This is a genomic window from Streptomyces oryzae (genome assembly GCF_017676365.1).
GTDB lineage: Bacteria > Actinomycetota > Actinomycetes > Streptomycetales > Streptomycetaceae > Streptomyces > Streptomyces oryzae.
On record NZ_JADKMA010000003.1, the window covers coordinates 1 to 15,933 of the forward strand.

Below are 15,933 nucleotides of genomic sequence, written 5' to 3' on the forward strand. Positions count from 1 at the left end.
GCATCCGGTGCGTGCTCCTTGCTGATGTGGACGGCTGGGGTGGGTCAGAGGGCGGCCGGTGGCGGGCCCGCGGTCGCGCCGGCGCGGAACGCGCAGGCCACCAGGGGCTCGTCGGCTTTCGCACCGACCAGCAGCGCCGTGAGCACCCGGACGGCCGCGGCGCCGAGCGCGGCGCGGGGGATGTCGAAGCCGGTGGGCTCCGGGCGGTCGGCGAGATCGGCGGGCGGTGAACCGAGCAGCGCGAGCGAGAGATCGTCCGGGGCGCTGAGCCCGGCCCCGTCGACGGCGGCCAGCAGTGCCCGCCAGACAGCGCCGGTGTCGGTCTCCTCGGCGACGAAGGCGGTGACGCCTTCCTCGCGCCGCTCCCGTACCCAGTCCGGGGTGATCTCGGCGACCGGGTCCACGGCGCGCACGACGGGGTCGCCGCCGCCTGAGGGTCCCGCGAGGCCCGCTGCGGTGAGCCCGGTGCGGAAGCCGCGCTCGCGGTCGATGGAAGCGGTCGCGTCGTCGTCCTCACGGACGAGAACGGCACGACGGTGACCGAGTGCGGCGAGGCGGCGCATGACCTCGACGCCGGCGTCGACGTAGTCGGCGCCCACCCAGGCCAGGTCCGACAAGTCGTCGCGGCGGCCGATGTGTACGACCGGGTAGCCGTCCTCCACGAGTCGGCGCAGCGCGGCGGTGGGTGCGTGGCGGCCGAGGAGGAGACAGCCGTCGGCGAGCCGCACCCGCTCCAGCGCCCCGGGAACGTCCGCCTGGGCACCGCCGGGGCTGGAACCGGTGAACAGCACCAGGTCGAAGCCCTGTGCTGCGGCCTCCTGCTCCACGCCGACGAGGAACGGGTAGTACGAGTGCTCCACGGCGGTCGGGAACGTCGCGGTGAAGCTGAAGACGCCCAGCAGGTTGTTGCGGGACGCGGCCAGCCGGCGGGCCGCCGGGTCGGGCACGTAGCCCAGCTCCCGGGCCGCCGCCAGTACCCGGGCACGGGTCTCGGCGTGCAGCGCGATGCCCTGCTTGTTGCCGCCGAGCACCAGCGACACCGTGGTCTGTGACACCCCGGCGAGCCGGGCCACCTCAGCCTGTCGCGGCCGTCCCCGCCGGGCCTTTGCGGTCCGTGGCGGGTTGTCTTCGGCCATGTCCGGTTCTCCTTCGCCAGTGTGCTTCGGCTTGCTAATGCGCATTAGCTTCGGAGGTGCTGTGAGCAGCTGGTTGCTAATGCGGATTAGTCAGCACCTTGCCGCCGTGTTGTCGGCCTGGTCAAGGGGCTTCACCGGCTAATACGGACTAATACGTCAGCCCTCCACCCTCCGGCGGGCTGGAGGGGTGGAGTTGTGTCCGTCCTTCACCCAACGGCCCCAGCTCGTGAAGTGCTCGTGCAGGAAGCGTCCCGAGCCGAGTACCTGCTTCACGCTCTACTCGTAGAACTGGACGAAGCCTCCAACGCCTCTGTCCGCAAGGCTGGTTGTTCGCTGACAGAGCAGTTCGCCGTTCCCGGCTCACGTTGTGGGCGTGAATTCGGGCAGGGTGAGGGCCGAATGGGCCGGTCGTCCCTCCCTTGCGGGCATGGTGCTGAGGTTGCGCAGCATGTCGTTGCGCTGTTCCAGGGTCCGGGCGGTGGTGGGGAAGAGTGTGGCGTCGCCCTCGCCGACCAGCCCTTGGTTCACGGTCACAAACTCGCGGGTGGTGTGCTCGTATGCGGCGAAGCCCGCGGCATGGTCCCGGCCGGCCAGGGAACCGGCGAGCATGTACGCGCCGACGAGCGCGAGGCTGGTGCCCTGGCCGGTGAGGAATGAGGGCGCGTACGCGGCATCGCCCACCAGCGCGACCCTGCCGCTGGACCAGCGGGGCATGTGGATCTGGCTGACCCCGTCGAAGAACAGGTCGTCCGCGTCACCCATGGCGGCGAGCATGCCCGGGACTTCCCAGCCCGCGTCGGCGAAGACCGAGGCAACCAGGTCCCGTTGGGCTTCCGGGTTGCGGAACGCGTGGAACGGCGGTTCCGGGTGGGCGAAGTTGAGGAAGGCGTGCACTTCGTCGTCGTCCCCGACGGCGTAGAGTGCCGCGGCTCTGCCCGGGGTGTTCCACATCGTGATCTCGTGGGAGAGGCCGAAGGTGTTGCGCATGGTGAACACGGCGAAGCAGTAGCCGAGGTACCTGTGGAACTGCTCCTCGGGGCCGAAGAGGAACTCGCGGGTACGTGAGTGCAGACCGTCCGCCCCGATCACCATGTCGAACGTACGCCTGCTGCCCCCGCGGAAGGTGATGTCGACCCCCTGCACTGACTGGTCGAGGGTGTCGATGGAGTCGTTGAACAGGAACTCCACATCGTCGCGGACCGCGGTGTAAAGAGCGTCGGTCAGAGCCCCGCGCCGCAACTCCAGGTCCCGTCCCGCGTCGCTGCCGACGACCGTGTGCGGGTTGACCGAGGTCACCTTGCTGCCGTCCCCGTCGAGGAAGGTGATCCGATGCGAGTCGACGTGTGCGTCCTGCAATTGTGGCAGGACCCCCATCCTCCGGACGACCTCCAGTGCGGTGCCGCGCACGTCGATGGGGTAGCCACCAGAACGAAGTGTGCTCGCCTTCTCGACCACCGTGACCTCGAATCCGTAGCGGTTCAGCCAGAATGCGAGGGCGGGCCCAGCGATGCCGGCCCCGGATATCAGGACCTTGCGCCTCGGGGTGGTACGTGTGTTCCACAACAGATCGGTGCGGGTCATTTCTTGGCTCCGTTGCTCATGGTACGGACGACAGGCAGGGCCAGCACCGCGACGACGCCGGCGATGAGGAAGCCCGTGACGAAGGCCGATTCGGCCGGGACATCCGACCCGGATGGGGTCCCCGAGGTGAGGAGCACGCCACCGAGCATCCCGCCCACGGCGGAGCCCAACACGCGAGTGACCAGGATCAGGCTGGTGGCGATGCCGGTGTCACTCTCATCGACGGAAGACGCGATGCTGGTCACCATGGCCGTGACACACAGGCCGTTGGCGAGCGAGATCAGCGCCTTGCCGACGACGATGTGCCAGACCTCGGTGTGTGCGGCTGACAGGGCGAGCAGAGCGGTGGCCATGATGACGACCGCGGCAGCGACCACGGCACGCGAGCCGAAACGCTGCTCCCCGAACCCACCGGCCGGTCCGGCCAGCGTCGCGACCACGGCGCCGGGCAGCAGGATGAAGCCGATCTCGGTGGCGCCGGCCCCGAATCCGTATCCGTCGCCGGACACGTCGAGCAGCTGCGGAACGAGAAAGACCCCCATCGCGGTGCCGAGGCATATCCCGAACGTCAGCACACACGACTTCCAAACCACAGGCCGTGCCAGCATGCGCAGATCGATCATCGGCACGACCGCACGACGCTCAACGGCTATCCACCCTTTCACCAAGGCGGCCAGCACCACGAGGAGGGCGACGAGCACGAGAGGCTGCGAGCCGGCGTCGGGCGCCACCGCGAGCGCGAGCATGAGCGTGACCAGTATCCCGCTCAGGAGAAGCATGCCCCGCCAGTCGATCCCGGCATCGTCCGACCGGCCCGGCTGATCAGCCGGCATCAGCCTGCTCACCAGCAGGGTGAACCCGATGACCGCGAACGTCGGCACCGCGAACATCCAGTGTCGGGAGAGCGCTTCCGCCACGGGCCCGGCCGCCAGCAGTCCCACCATCGAGCCCCCCACGAACATCCCGCTGACCAGCCCGATGGCCACCTTCGACGCTGCCGCGGGGAGATGTTTGCGCACCACGATGAACGACAGGGGCAGAGCGCCGATCATCGCCCCCTGCAGTACCTGGCCGAGCAGCAGGACGGGCAGGTTCGGCGCCAGCGAAGACACCAGACCACCGACCGAGACCACCGCCATCAGCCTGATCAGGACGCGTTTTCCGCCGTAGCGGTCGCCGAGCTTGCCCGCGAGCGGAGTGACGAGCGCGCCGGTGATGGCGAGCACGATGTTGAGCAGCGCCCCTGTGGATGGACTGATATCCAGCTCGCGTTGCAGGAGCGGCAGCGTCGGCGCCACCACCGACTCCAGGGCACCGGTGGAGATCGCCAGCATGCCGAGAGCCCAGACTGCGGCTTTCCCCATGCGGACCGGGGGAGGCAAGGCTGTGGTCATGGATGTCCTTTCCGTCATGAGCGGTTGAGGAAGGGCCGGACGCACGCGTAGCGCTGCCGCCTTGTGGGAACCGGACGCGGAAGCGGAAGCGGCGGCGTTCAGGCGAGGCGCGGCGTGCGGGTGCGTTGTGGACGGGTCTGCGGTCGTCCGACGGGATGAACCCGGGGAGGCAGCGCCCGAGATGGCGTATGCACGGCTCCGCCGGGCGGAACGGTGTACGAGTGCCCCGCACCAAGGAAATACTACACTACACCGTGCAGTGTAGAACGGTTACGATGTGCCCATGCCGACCACGAAGACACTCCGCGAGGGATCCACGCGGAAGCGGGCCGCCATCCTCTCGGCGGCCCGGGAACTGTTCCTCACCGACGGCTTCGACCGGACCAGCGTCGACGCGGTCGCCGCCCGGGCCGAGGTGTCCAAGCGGACGGTCTACGACTACTTCGGGGACAAGCGGACGCTGCTGCAGGCAGTTGTCGACGCCGTCGGCCAGTCACTGATCAGCACGATCCGGCACACCCTCGACGACACCCTCACCGACCTCACCGACGCCGCCGGCCTCGAAGACGCCCTCGTCACGTTCTCCATGCGCATCGCGACCGACATGCTCGGCTCGGCGGAGTACGCAACGCTGCAACGACTGGTCCGGGCAGAATCCCGGCACCTGCCGGAACGGGGCTACAACTCCATGGCTGATACCCCCGACGAGGCGCTTGCCGAGCGGTTCGCCGCCTTCGCCGAGGCCGGACTGCTCGACGCCCCCGATCCCCGACTCGCGGCCGACCAGTTCATCGCGCTGACCTTCGGCGTCGCGCTGGACAGGCTCGGTTCAGCGAACGCCGCGGAGGACAGCCGCGTCAGGCCACTCGTCGTCGAGGGCGTGCGGACCTTTCTCCGGGCATACCGAACCATGTAGGGCTGCGGCGGGACGAAAGACCACTGCGCCGTCATCTCGCGTCTGAGCACCTTGCGTACTGAGGGTGCCGGCGTAGAGCCGCCGCCGATGCGCGGTTGCTCACCGGGGGTGGCTCCATGCCGCTGGACCGCCTCGGCAGCCGCGCCAAGGCCGGTGCGGGCGCGCTGCTGTGCTTCGCGCACTGCCCCGGCGACCTGCTGATGCCCGCAGCTGTCGGTGCGGGGCTCGCCTTCGACACCGCATGCGCCTCCGTTGCCGGGGCGGGTGCTTGCTGGAGGCCATGGGTGCGACGGGCTGCCCGATGCTCAGGTAGGGCTTGAGGAGTTCGCCGCGCGGGCGAGCGGGGGCTGTTCGCGGCGTGAGGTCCCGGCGCCGCCGGGCACCATCGGAGCTGCCCGCGTCACCCTCCGGTCTGCTTCACCCACCGATCTGCCCCGTCGGAAGCTGCGGACGCGGCCGAAGCGGCGCGCTGCGCTGGTACGGCATCCGATGTGTGGGCCACGCCGGGTGCCGTGGACGACGGCGGAAACACCAGCCGGATCGCCAGGCCACCCTCCGGGTTCGCGCCGGCCCGCAGGTCCGCACCGTGTGCCCGAACGATCGACGCGACGATCGACAGGCCCAGACCCGCGCCCTCCCCAGGGCCGCGGGTGCGCTGCTCCGCACGGCGGAAGGGCTCGAAGAGGAGCGGCACGTCAGCGACCGGCACCACGGGCCCGGTGTTGACGACCTCGATGGCGTCCGGTTCGACGCGCACCCGCACGGTGCCGCCGGAGTGGTTGTGGCGGATGCCGTTGGAGATGAGGTTGTACACCGCGTGTTCCAGCAGGACAGCGTCGCCCTCCACGGACAGCGGCTCAGCTTTCACATCGAGGGTGACCGAGTGCCGGGCCGCAGCCTCTTGCAGGTCCGCCGCGCAGCCGGTGGTGATCTCGTGCAGTGTGACGGGTTCGGGGTTGGACAGCTCCCGGTCCGAGACCGCGAGCAGCAGGAGGCCCTCGATGAGCCGCTCGCTCCCGTCGGCGTTCTCGATCAGCTTGCGCCGCATACGGGCCACCTTCTCCGGCGGCGGGTCGTTCGCCAGACCGATCTCGGCCGCGGCGCGCTGGACGGAGACCGAGGTACGCAGTTCATGTGCGGCGCTGGCCGCGAACCGCTGCCGGACCGCGACCAGATGCTCGATCCGGTCGAGCATCTGATCGAAGGTGTCGGCGAGTTCCTTGAGCTCGCCACGCGGCGCCCTCAGGGCGAGCCGCTCATGCAGGTTCTCGCCCGAGAGCCGCTGGGCCCTGGCGGTGATGACACCGACGGGGCGCAGTACCCGGCCCGCCATCCACCAGGCCAGCAGCGCTGAGACGATGGTGAAGACGGCCAGGGACACGCCGGAGACCGTCAGCAGGCGGCTCAGCGCCGCGTCACCGGCGGCGTTGCTCACCTTCCTGGTCAGATTCACTCCGTCACGGTCCAGGGGCTGCCTCGGTTGCGTCCGCTGGGGGGCGGTGCTTGCGAACCCCTCCTGCGCGTTCCCCTCCGGCCCTTTGCTGTCCGCGGGCACGACATTGTCGATCGCCACGCCGATCCGGGAGTCGAGGCCCTGTTCCAGCAGGACGTAGACGAGACCGGTCAGCAGCACACCGACCAGCACGAGCAGGCCGGTGTAGAGGGCGGTCAGCCGGGCCCGTTCGCTGCTCACAGGCCATCCCCCAGACGGTAGCCCGAGCCCGGGACCGTTTCGATCACGGGTGGGTCGCCCAGCTTGGCACGGAGTTTGGAGAGGGTGACGCGGACGGCGTTGGTGCGGTAGCTGGTGTCCTCCCCCCATACCTGTTCGATCAGATCCTCTCCGCTGACCACCGCGCCGTCGGCCCGCAGCAGCGTCTCCAGCACGGCGAACTCCTTGCGGGAGAGGGGGAGATAGCGGCCGTCCCGGCTCACCTGGCGCCTGGCGGTGTCGAGGACGAGCCCGGCTCTTTCCAGTACGGGCGGCAGTGCGGGCTGTGCACGGCGTCCGAGGGCGAGTACCCGCGCCAGCAGCTCGTCGTACGCGAACGGCTTGCTGAGGTAGTCGTCAGCGCCCAGACCGAGCCCGGCCACCCGGTCCCGTACGTCTCCGGCAGCGGTCAGCATCAGGATGCGGGTGAGCAGCCGCTGCTGTACGACCCGGCGGCACACCTCGTCGCCGTGGAGCCGCGGCAGGTCCCGGTCGAGGATGAGGACGTCGTACGCGCCGAAGCGGAGCTTGTCCATCGCGGCCCGGCCGTCGTGGGCCACGTCCACGGCGACGGCGTCGCGCCGCAGCCCCTCGGCGACCATCTCGGCCAGGAACTCCTCGTCCTCCACCAGTAGTACACGCATACCTACCTGTGTACTGGGGGTGGGGGTTTCGTCGTTGTAAACAGATTCGCTGAGAGAAACGAAACACGCTTCTGCGGCACGGTCATCGCGTTCGAGAGCACCGCACCATCACCGTCTTCGACGAGGAGACCCTCATGCAGAAGTCACCCGTACTCCGTCGCGCCGCAGCCGCCATCGCCTGCGTGGCCGCACTGGGCCTGGTCGGCACGGCGTGTTCCGACAGCTCCGGCGACAAGGACGCGAGGGGCTCCGGGACTTCGGCCGGCAAGACCGACGAGGACAAGGCCGTCGCGTTCCGCGAGTGCCTGCGCGACAACGGCCTGGATGTGGGCGAGCCCAAGGGCGAGGGCCAAGGGAAGAAGGGCAGCACCGTCTCCATCGGGGGCGGCAACAAGGCGAAGGTGGAGAAGGCGATGAAGGCCTGCCGGGACAAGGCCCCGAACGGTGGCGCCCAGGACCTGTCGCAGGCCGACAAGGACAAGATGCTCAAGTTCGCCAAGTGCATGCGGGACAACGGCTACAACATGCCCGACCCCGAGTTCGGCGAAGGCGGCATGCAGAAGTCCAGGAAGGTGCCGACGGGTGAGGAGAGGAAGAAGTTCGACAAGGCCAACAAGGCCTGCAAGGGCCTGGGCAAGTGAAGCGTCCCAGGCTGAAGCGAGGCACTGTACTGATGGCTGCACTGGCAATAGTGATCGCGGTGTGCGGCGCCACCGCGTTCGCCACGCTGAACTCCTCCGACGATGGCGGCACGTCCAAGAACGCGGGTCTGCCCCCGGACACCGCCGCCGTCGAACGGGGCGACCTGAGCGAGAGCACACAGGCGGACGGGACCATCGGCTACGGGGGCGAGCGGAAGATCAACGCCGCCGGCGCGGGCACGCTGACCTGGACGGCCAAGACCGGTTCGGTCGTCCATCGGAACGGCAAGCTGTACGCGGTCGACGGCGATTACGTCCGGCTGATGCGCGGCTCCCAGCCGATGTACCGGACGCTGAAGGACGGGGTCGAGGGCACCGATGTACGGCAGCTCGAGGAGAACCTCGCCGCGCTCGGCTACACCGGCTTCACCGTCGACGAGGAGTACACCGGCCTCACCGCTGACGCCGTGAGGCGCTGGCAGGAGGCGAACGGCGACAAGGAGACCGGCTCCGCGGGCCCGGAGGACATCGCCTTCGCACCGGACGACGTACGGATCGAGAGCGTGGACCGTTCCGTCGGCGACCGCGCTGCACCCGGTCAGCCCGTGCTGACGACCACCGGTTCCCAGCGCGTCGTCTCCATGAAGCTCGACGTCGCTGAGAGCGGATCGGTCAAGGAGGGCGACAAGGTCACCGTCGAACTCCCCGACGGCAAGTCGGCGCGGGGCGAGATCCGTACCGTCGGCACCTCGGCCGAGAAGGAAGGCGGCGACTCCGGGGACGACTCGGCCAAGGTCATGGTCACCGTCTCCCTCGACGAACCGGAGCAGGTGGAAGCACTGGACCAGGCGCCCGTGACGGTGGAACTGAAGGGGCAGTCCCGGAAGGACGTGCTGACCGTACCCGTCGAGGCGCTGCTCGCGATGGACGGCGGGGGCTTCGGCGTGCAGGTCGTGGAGCACGGCAAGGCCCGTGATGTACGGGTCGAACCAGGCCTCTTCGGCCAGGGCAGGGTCGAGGTCAGCGGCGGCGGGCTGCGCGAGGGCATGAAGGTCGGGGTGCCCAAGATATGACCCGGGTCGTCGGCCTCACGGGGGTCACGAAGGAGTACGCGGGCGGCGTCACGGCGCTGCGCGACGTGGATCTCGACATCGAGCAGGGCGAGTTGGTGGGCATCGTCGGTCCTTCGGGCTCGGGGAAGTCCACGCTGCTGCACATCGTCGGCACGCTGGACCGGCCCACCTCCGGGTCGGTCGAGATCGCCGGGTTCGATGTGGCGGCGCTCTCCGACCGTGAACTGTCCGCGCTGCGGGCCCGGCATGTGGGGTTCGTCTTCCAGGCGTTCCACCTGGTGCCGGGGATCAGCGCGCAGGACAACGTGGCGGAGGGTCTGCTGTACTCGGGACTGCCGCGCGCCGAACGGCGGCGGCGTGCTGCCGAGGCGCTGGAGCGGGTCGGCCTCGCCGACCGTGCACGGCACCGGCCGCACGAGCTGTCCGGAGGGCAGAAGCAGCGGGTAGCGATCGCACGCGCTGTGGTCGGCGACCCCGAACTGCTGCTGGCGGACGAGCCGACCGGCGCGCTGGACTCCGCGTCCGGTGAGTCGGTCATGGAGCTGCTGCACGACCTGGGCGCGGCGGGGGCCACGATCGCGGTCATCACACACGACACGGAAGTCGCGGACCGACTGCCGCGCCGGGTCCGGCTGCGGGACGGTGCGGTGGTCGAGGACGTACGGGAGGACGTGCGGGAGCGCGTGCCGGGCGACGCCCGGGCGGGCGCCTGATGGCCCGTCACAGGTTCGCGCGCCGTGCTTCCGCGCGCCGCAAGCTCAGCCCGGCCCGGCTCAGCCCGCGTGACGTCCTGCATGTCGGCTCGGGTGGGTTGCGCAGCCGCCCGCTGCGCGTCGTCCTCTCCGCGCTGGGCATCGCCATCGGCATCGCCACCATGATCTCGGTGGTCGGCGTATCGGCGTCCAGCCAGGAGCAGCTGATGCGGCGCCTCGACCGGCTCGGCACCGACATGCTGGTGGCGTCGCCTGGTGAGTCGATGTTCGCTGGTGAGGACGTCAAGCTGCCGAAGAACGCAGCCGGCAAGGTCGGCCGTATCGACGGAGTGGAGGAGGCGGGCGCGACCGGCACCGTCGATACGACCGTACGCCGCAACGACAAGCTCCCCGAGGAGGAGAGCGGGGGCATCACCGTCCAGGCCGCGTCCCAGGAACTGCTGAAGGTCGTACGGGGGAAGACCGCCAGTGGCCGCTGGCTGAACGGGGCCAATGGCCGCTACCCCGCCGTCGTACTCGGCGACGTCGCCGCGCAGCGGCTCGGGGTCGGCCAGGCGGGAGCACAGGTGTGGCTGGGTGACCGGTACTTCACGGTCGTCGGCATCCTCGCCCCGCTGCCCCTGGCCCCGGAGCTCGAACGATCGGCGCTCGTCGGCTGGGACGCCGCCGAACGGCTGCTCGACTTCGACGGCCACCCGACCTCGGTGTACGAGCGCTCGACGGACGACTCCGTGAGCGACGTACGCGGTCTGCTCGCGCCCACGATCGACCCGGAGAACCCGCAGGACGTCAAGGTCACCGATCCGTCCGCGAAGCTCCAGGCGAAGGCGGCGTCGGAGGGGGCTTTCAACAGCCTGCTGCTGGGGCTCGGCGGCATTGCGCTCCTGGTGGGCGGGGTCGGCGTCGCCAACACCATGATCATCTCGGTGCTGGAGAGGCGGTACGAGATCGGGCTGCGGCGCTCACTGGGCGCGGCATGCGGGCAGATCCGCATCCAGTTCGTCACGGAGTCACTGCTGCTGTCCGGGCTCGGCGGCGCGGTCGGCGTCGTGCTGGGGGCGGCGGCGACAGGGGTGTTCGCACACGTCGACGGCCTGCCCTGGGTCGTCCCGCTGTGGTCGGTCGCGGGCGGCTTCGGCGCCACCCTGGTCATCGGCACGCTCGCGGGCCTCTACCCGGCGGTCCGCGCAGCGCGTCTCTCCCCGACCCTGGCGCTGCACGCGGCGTAGGCCCTGGCCTGCGTTATGCCGGGATGAGCAACGGCCCGTACCCCACCAGGCCCTGGCACCCCGCGCGACGGCGATGCACGTCTCGCACCGGACAACCCGATCCATGCCGGGAACCCGAACGCGAGGCGTCGAGCGGCTCGGTGACGAGCGACTGCGAGAGCTCTTGAGCGCTGGGGTGCTGGGACTTGCCTCCGATGTCACTTAGTGACACAGTCATTTAGTGACAGCACGCCCATAGGTCGAGGCGCTGATCGGGCGTGAGGCCGGATCGCGGGCATCGCCCGCTGACCGTGCCCGTGCCACCTTCCGGCGCGGCAGGCGCCGGAGGCGCTCGGGCGCCGGCCCCTCACCGCCAAGCCCGACGAAGCACCTTCCAGCACCTCATCTGTGCTACCGCCCGGCGGGAGGTCTCACCGAAACCGAAAAGAGAGAAGGCATCACATGGCATTGTTCGATCACCCCTTGGTCGCGGCCGGTTCTGTCAAGGCGCCAGTAGGCGACACCCAACGGCTGTTGCAGATGGTGATGGGGTACCAAGTCACTCAGGTGGTACGGACGGCAGCCGAGCTGCGTATCGCCGACCATCTGCACCCGGATGGGGCCACCGCCGCCGAGGTCGCCGAGGCGGAGGCGCTGGATCCCGGCGCGACGTTCCGCTTTCTGCGGGCCTGCGCATCCCTCGGCCTGGTCACATCGGCGGACGGGGAACGGTTCGCCAGTATGCCCGTGCTCGACAACTTGCGCACCGATGCGCCGGGTTCCCTGCGCGACCTTGCGCTGTGGGGCGGGACCGAGTCGCACTGGCTGCCGTGGGGACGGCTGGCCGACTCCATTCGCACGGGAACATCCCAGGCGGAGGCCGTCCTCGGCGCGCCGATCTTCGACTGGCTTGCCACCAGGCCGGGAGAGGCCGAGGTCTTCACCAACGCCATGACCGTCATGACACGTGCCCTGGCCCACCAACTGGCTGACGTGATCGACCTCAAGGCCGCCGAGACCGCCGTCGACGTCGGCGGCGCCGGCGGAACCCTCGTCCAGACGCTCATGCGGCGGCATCCCGCACTGACCGGGACGGTGCTCGACCGTGAGCACGTGGGTACCGAAGCAGACGCCTCCGCGGCCCGTCTTGGCGTCGCGGACCGCTTCAATTTCGTCGGCGGCGACTTCTTCGACGAGGTGCCGCCAGGCGATGTGCACCTGCTGAAGTTCATCCTGCACGACTGGGACGACGACGCCTGCGTGCGGATCCTGCGCAACTGCCGGGAAGCGCTCAAGCCCGGTGGGCGCGTGCTGGTGATGGAGCTCCTCATCGACGAGGTGGGCGAGCCGGGCCTGCCGCCACTGATGGACATGACCATGCTGGCTCTCACGGGGGGACGGGAGCGCAACGTGGGGGAGTTCGAGAAGCTGTTCGAGCGAGCCGGTCTGGCGCTCATCAAGGTGACGCCTTCCGCATCCCTGGTCTCCGTGCTGGAGGCAGTGCCCTCCTGAGCCTCGCTGGCAAGCGCTCGGCACGCTCGGCCACGCCGAGACCTTCGACCGCCCCTTCGCGGCTACTCGACAACATCACCTGCATCTTGTGCACCTCGAGCAATGCCAGCCGCACCAAAGACGCCTGGCTCACCGATGTGAACCCCAGAGGTGGACCGCCGCTGCAAGCTCCCGCCGCACCAGCGTGCCCTGGTCGGTCTGGTGTACCTGTGCCAGCACGACTCCCTCGCCCAGATCGCGGTTTCGACATTGCCGTCGGCACAGCACGCCAGGGCGTCGCCGTGCTCGCCGAATGGTCGGCCGCGGTGACAGGTCGGTGACCAGCCCGTACAGCGGCGGTGCCGCAGTGGTGGCGGGTTTGTCGGCGTTGCGGGGGCGCTGCTGGGCCAGGTTGAAGAGGCAGGCGTGCTCGACGGGCGCCAGGCGCGGTGCCCGGGCCAGGGCCTCCACCACGCCCGCTGAGAGCCGCAGTCCGCGCCCTTGTTCCAGCCGCACGATGTAGTCGACGCTGATCCCGGCCAGTTCGGCGACCTCTTCGCGGCGCAGTCCCGGGGCCCGCCGGGCCTGCCGGCGCGAGGGCAGACCGAGAGCGCGCGGGTCCGGCCGTTCGCGCCGGGTGCGCAGGAACGCGGCCGGCTCCCGCAGGGCGATCTCGGCACGGCGTCGTCCTGCGCATCGACAAACCCAAGAACGGACCGCCGACCGGCTGTGTCCCTTGCGGAGATGAGATTCCGGCCGCAGGCGGTCCAGCGCCATTTCGACCGGTGGGGACCTCGGCGAAGCAGGCCACACTCAGCTGCTCATCTCTTGCTGGAAGGCACGAGTACGGGTGTCGCTGTTGCCGTCAGTCGGACAAGGGGCGGCGAGAGCCCAGTGACCACAGATCTTGATTGGATCTGGCATTAAGTGACAATATGCCATTCAATGACAATGGCGGCATGTCACGACGAGGTGATCCAGGTGGAAGCGCAAGCGTGCCATGCAAGTGGGATGAGTGGACAACGACGCCACTGGCTGCGCCTGGAGATCTCACGAGCGGCCTCGCGTCTGTTCTGGGAACGCGGCGTAGCCGCGACCAGCGGCCACCAGATCGCTCAAGCTGTGGGTCTGTCAACCCGCACCATCTGGCGTCATTTTCGCAGCAAGGAGAGCTGCGCCGAGCCGGTCGTGATGAAAGGCGTGGAATGGGAGATGGTCGTGCTGCGCAGCTGGCCACGGCATCTCTCCCTCGAGGAGCATTTCGCCGTGGAGGTCGCCAAGTACGTTCACGACACCGATTCCACGGAACACGCCGACACTGTGCTCGCGACGAAGATGATTCGACTGGCCGATAACGAGCCGTCAATCCGCACAGCTTGGCTCATGGCCTGCGATGAAGTCGAACGCGAAATGATCGGCATCGTCGCGAAGCGGCTGGCCCGTCCGATCAGCGATTTCGAGGTGCGGGTGCGTGGGGCGGCTGCTTCGGCCGCTTTTCGGGTCGTCAAGGAAGAAATCGGCGCCGCTGCACTGAGTGGTGCCGATCCCCAGGGGTTGGTCGACGTTCCCCAACGTTTAGCGCAGGCTGTACGTAATGCCACGGGAGGTGACATAGGAGACGCGGTCACTGCCTGAAGTGCGCCGTGTCGGCCCATGCTGCTTGCACCCCGCGGTGTTGCTTCCGGATCCGTAGCGTTCGAGGCAGCCGCAGCACTCCAGCCGTGAATCTGGAGCCGCGAAACGCCGGATCGGGAGTTTGTGGCCACTGGCTGTGTGGACCAAGACGTGCAGGACAGGCGGGTTTCCTCGCCGGTGGGCCGGGGTGGAGCGGTCGGCGAAAACTCCGCGGCGCAATGGCCAGTCGGTTACGGATCCGTCCCAGCGGTCGGTGGCTGTGGTGATCCACGATCCGGGCTACGGAAATCGGCGGTCCGCGCGCGGCAGCGCGCATCGGTGCAGCGCTCTGAATGGCTCTCGGGCACCATTTTCCAGGGCGGTGCGAGGACGGGGTGCGCCGTTGGGCTCGGGCGGTGCGCACCGCGCGGTGTCAGCGTTCCTACCCCTGATCGTGTAACAGGCATGTAAGACGGGCGGTCGGGCGTGAACATTCCGTGGGCCGAGCGGATCGAAGTGGTCAGTAACGCCCACGCGTGCCGGGCAGACGGCACCGACCGCAAAGGAAGAAAGTTGCGCGCTCAGAAGCTCACCCTCGCCGCCCTGGCCCTCACCGCGGGTCTCTCGCTCAGCGCCTGCGGCGCTGACGACTCCGGGAAGGACTCGTCCGCCAAGAGCAGTTCGTCGTCCTCCTCGTCGTCCCCCTCGTCGGACTCTTCGAAGGGCGGCTCATCGTCGGGCGGCGGCTCCTCGGACGACGGCGCGTCGTCGGGCGGCACGGAGGCCAGGGGCGCCAAGCAGCAGGGCTCCGGCGACGGCGCCACCGAAGCCGGCGCCGGTTCAGGGAACGGCTCGGGCGAGGGCACGGAGCAGGCCAGGTTCTGCAAGGTGGCGGACCTGGACATGAGCGCCAGGGACGTCAAGCACGAGGAGCGCGGCAATGTCATCGTCACCATGACGAACAAGGGCTCGACCGCCTGCTCGGTGACCGGCTTCCCGGGCGTCATGCTGAAGGACGCCGACAACACCTCGAACCCCATCTCGCGCGACGACAATCAGCCCCGTATCGCCAACCTGAAGCCCGGCCAGAACGGCGTCTTCAACATCTCGTACCAGACCTCGCCTGGTGGCGAGCCCGATGAATCCAACCCGACCCACATCGAGGTGACGCCGCCGCACGAGAGCCGGCACATCACCCTGAGGTGGCCCTCGGGGGCGGTCAAAGGCCACTACAGCGACGTCCTGGTCCACCCCATCCACGCCAACCCCATGCCGCCCCAGTGAGGGCGGTGCCCACGGCCCGCCGCGGTGGTTACTGACCGCCGGCTCGTCAGAGTGATGTCCGTGGAGGTTCTCAGACCGCCCCCCGTAAGGGGTGCCTCCCACCCGACCTTGAGACCTTCTGCGGGGTCCGCCATACCAGCAACCACCGGTGCTGAGATTCCGCGCTGCCGTGATCGTGCGCGTCACCGGAGTTGCGCGTCACAGGAGTTGCGAGTTCCCTGGTGGCGACGCGGTAACGGTGGTCGACCGCCAGGCCGGGCAGCGGCGTGACCGACAGCCCCGGCCTCCGGCGTGCTGAACAGCCGGCAAGCAATTGCTGCACCGGCACAACGCAGCCGCACCCGGCGTCCCGTACGCTCCAGCGGCTGTGTGCACGTCTCGGTCTCAAGGACGGCGAGCTGCTGGGACTACGCTGGACGGGCTCGGGTTCGTGGATTGTGCGGCTGCGCGAACGGTGCCCAGCGGTGTCCAACCGGCTCAGCGACCGCGGCCTCCAGGGGTTCAATACTCCCATTGTTGTGCGGTTT

General features: G+C 69.1%; 13 protein-coding genes and 4 pseudogenes. 10 read left to right on the forward strand and 7 right to left on the reverse strand.

Annotated elements, in window-relative coordinates; translation table 11 throughout:
* Positions 1-44 precede the first annotated feature (44 nt).
* From ITI46_RS00945 to ITI46_RS00955, 3 genes are all read right to left on the reverse strand, one after another.
* The gene (locus ITI46_RS00945; RefSeq protein WP_209237189.1) at positions 45-1,136 is read right to left on the reverse strand and encodes a LacI family DNA-binding transcriptional regulator; all 1,092 of its coding nucleotides are present in this window, start codon (positions 1,134-1,136) and stop codon (positions 45-47) included.
* A 360-nt stretch (positions 1,137-1,496) separates the two neighbouring features.
* A complete protein-coding gene (locus ITI46_RS00950) occupies positions 1,497-2,717 on the reverse strand; it encodes an FAD-dependent monooxygenase (protein ID WP_209237190.1) in 1,221 nt (406 codons plus the stop codon).
* Positions 2,714-4,111 (reverse strand): MFS transporter, encoded by a 1,398-nt coding sequence (locus ITI46_RS00955; protein WP_209237191.1) that lies wholly within the window; start codon positions 4,109-4,111, stop codon positions 2,714-2,716. The genes ITI46_RS00950 and ITI46_RS00955 overlap by 4 nt, the downstream gene beginning before the upstream one ends.
* 283 nt (positions 4,112-4,394) lie before the next feature.
* Here ITI46_RS00955 and ITI46_RS00960 point away from each other — a divergent pair, with 283 nt between their 5' ends.
* Positions 4,395-5,027, forward strand: coding sequence for a TetR/AcrR family transcriptional regulator (locus tag ITI46_RS00960; RefSeq protein WP_209237192.1), 633 nt, complete (start codon positions 4,395-4,397; stop codon positions 5,025-5,027).
* Between the two features lie 86 nt (positions 5,028-5,113).
* Positions 5,114-5,369: pseudogene (locus ITI46_RS35980) on the forward strand (MurR/RpiR family transcriptional regulator); the annotation flags it as partial.
* 58 nt (positions 5,370-5,427) lie between these two features.
* Here ITI46_RS35980 and ITI46_RS00965 read toward each other — a convergent pair.
* Both ITI46_RS00965 and ITI46_RS00970 read right to left on the reverse strand, forming a co-directional pair.
* Complete coding sequence (locus ITI46_RS00965; protein WP_209237193.1) at positions 5,428-6,720, reverse strand: sensor histidine kinase; 1,293 nt, start codon at positions 6,718-6,720, stop codon at positions 5,428-5,430.
* Positions 6,717-7,382: a response regulator transcription factor gene (locus tag ITI46_RS00970; RefSeq protein ID WP_209237194.1), complete on the reverse strand. Its 666-nt coding sequence runs from the start codon at positions 7,380-7,382 to the stop codon at positions 6,717-6,719. The genes ITI46_RS00965 and ITI46_RS00970 overlap by 4 nt, the downstream gene beginning before the upstream one ends.
* Positions 7,383-7,516: 134 nt before the next feature.
* Between ITI46_RS00970 and ITI46_RS00975 the strand changes: the two genes are divergently transcribed.
* The 6 genes and pseudogenes from ITI46_RS00975 to ITI46_RS01000 all read left to right on the forward strand — a co-directional run.
* The gene (locus tag ITI46_RS00975; RefSeq protein WP_209237195.1) at positions 7,517-8,023 is read left to right on the forward strand and encodes a hypothetical protein; all 507 of its coding nucleotides are present in this window, start codon (positions 7,517-7,519) and stop codon (positions 8,021-8,023) included.
* A gap of 32 nt (positions 8,024-8,055) precedes the next feature.
* Positions 8,056-9,096, forward strand: coding sequence for a peptidoglycan-binding protein (locus tag ITI46_RS00980; RefSeq protein WP_209237196.1), 1,041 nt, complete (start codon positions 8,056-8,058; stop codon positions 9,094-9,096).
* A complete protein-coding gene (locus tag ITI46_RS00985; RefSeq protein WP_209237197.1) occupies positions 9,093-9,809 on the forward strand; it encodes an ABC transporter ATP-binding protein in 717 nt (238 codons plus the stop codon). The genes ITI46_RS00980 and ITI46_RS00985 overlap by 4 nt, the downstream gene beginning before the upstream one ends.
* On the forward strand, positions 9,809-11,038 hold the full coding sequence (locus ITI46_RS00990) for an ABC transporter permease (protein ID WP_209237198.1): 1,230 nt from the start codon (positions 9,809-9,811) through the stop codon (positions 11,036-11,038). Before ITI46_RS00985 ends, ITI46_RS00990 begins: the two co-directional genes overlap by 1 nt.
* A 441-nt stretch (positions 11,039-11,479) precedes the next feature.
* Positions 11,480-12,529 carry a methyltransferase gene (locus ITI46_RS00995; protein WP_209237199.1) on the forward strand — a complete coding sequence of 350 codons (1,050 nt, stop codon included), beginning with the start codon at positions 11,480-11,482 and terminating at the stop codon, positions 12,527-12,529.
* Between the two features lie 141 nt (positions 12,530-12,670).
* Positions 12,671-12,769: pseudogene (locus ITI46_RS01000) on the forward strand (helix-turn-helix domain-containing protein); the annotation flags it as partial.
* Between the two features lie 177 nt (positions 12,770-12,946).
* Here the strand turns inward: ITI46_RS01000 and ITI46_RS34475 are convergent.
* Positions 12,947-13,285 (reverse strand): annotated as a pseudogene (locus ITI46_RS34475) (helix-turn-helix domain-containing protein); the annotation flags it as partial.
* 168 nt (positions 13,286-13,453) lie between these two features.
* On the opposite strand from ITI46_RS34475, the gene ITI46_RS01010 reads away from it, so the two are divergent.
* Together ITI46_RS01010 and ITI46_RS01015 are read left to right on the forward strand one after the other, a co-directional pair.
* Positions 13,454-14,143, forward strand: a complete 690-nt coding sequence (locus ITI46_RS01010) for a TetR/AcrR family transcriptional regulator (protein ID WP_247745277.1) — start codon at positions 13,454-13,456, stop codon at positions 14,141-14,143.
* Positions 14,144-14,695: 552 nt separating this feature from the next.
* Positions 14,696-15,406: a DUF4232 domain-containing protein gene (locus tag ITI46_RS01015; protein WP_209237200.1), complete on the forward strand. Its 711-nt coding sequence runs from the start codon at positions 14,696-14,698 to the stop codon at positions 15,404-15,406.
* 302 nt (positions 15,407-15,708) lie between these two features.
* Here ITI46_RS01015 and ITI46_RS36205 read toward each other — a convergent pair.
* Positions 15,709-15,920 (reverse strand): annotated as a pseudogene (locus tag ITI46_RS36205) (helix-turn-helix domain-containing protein); the annotation flags it as partial.
* Positions 15,921-15,933 lie beyond the last annotated feature (13 nt).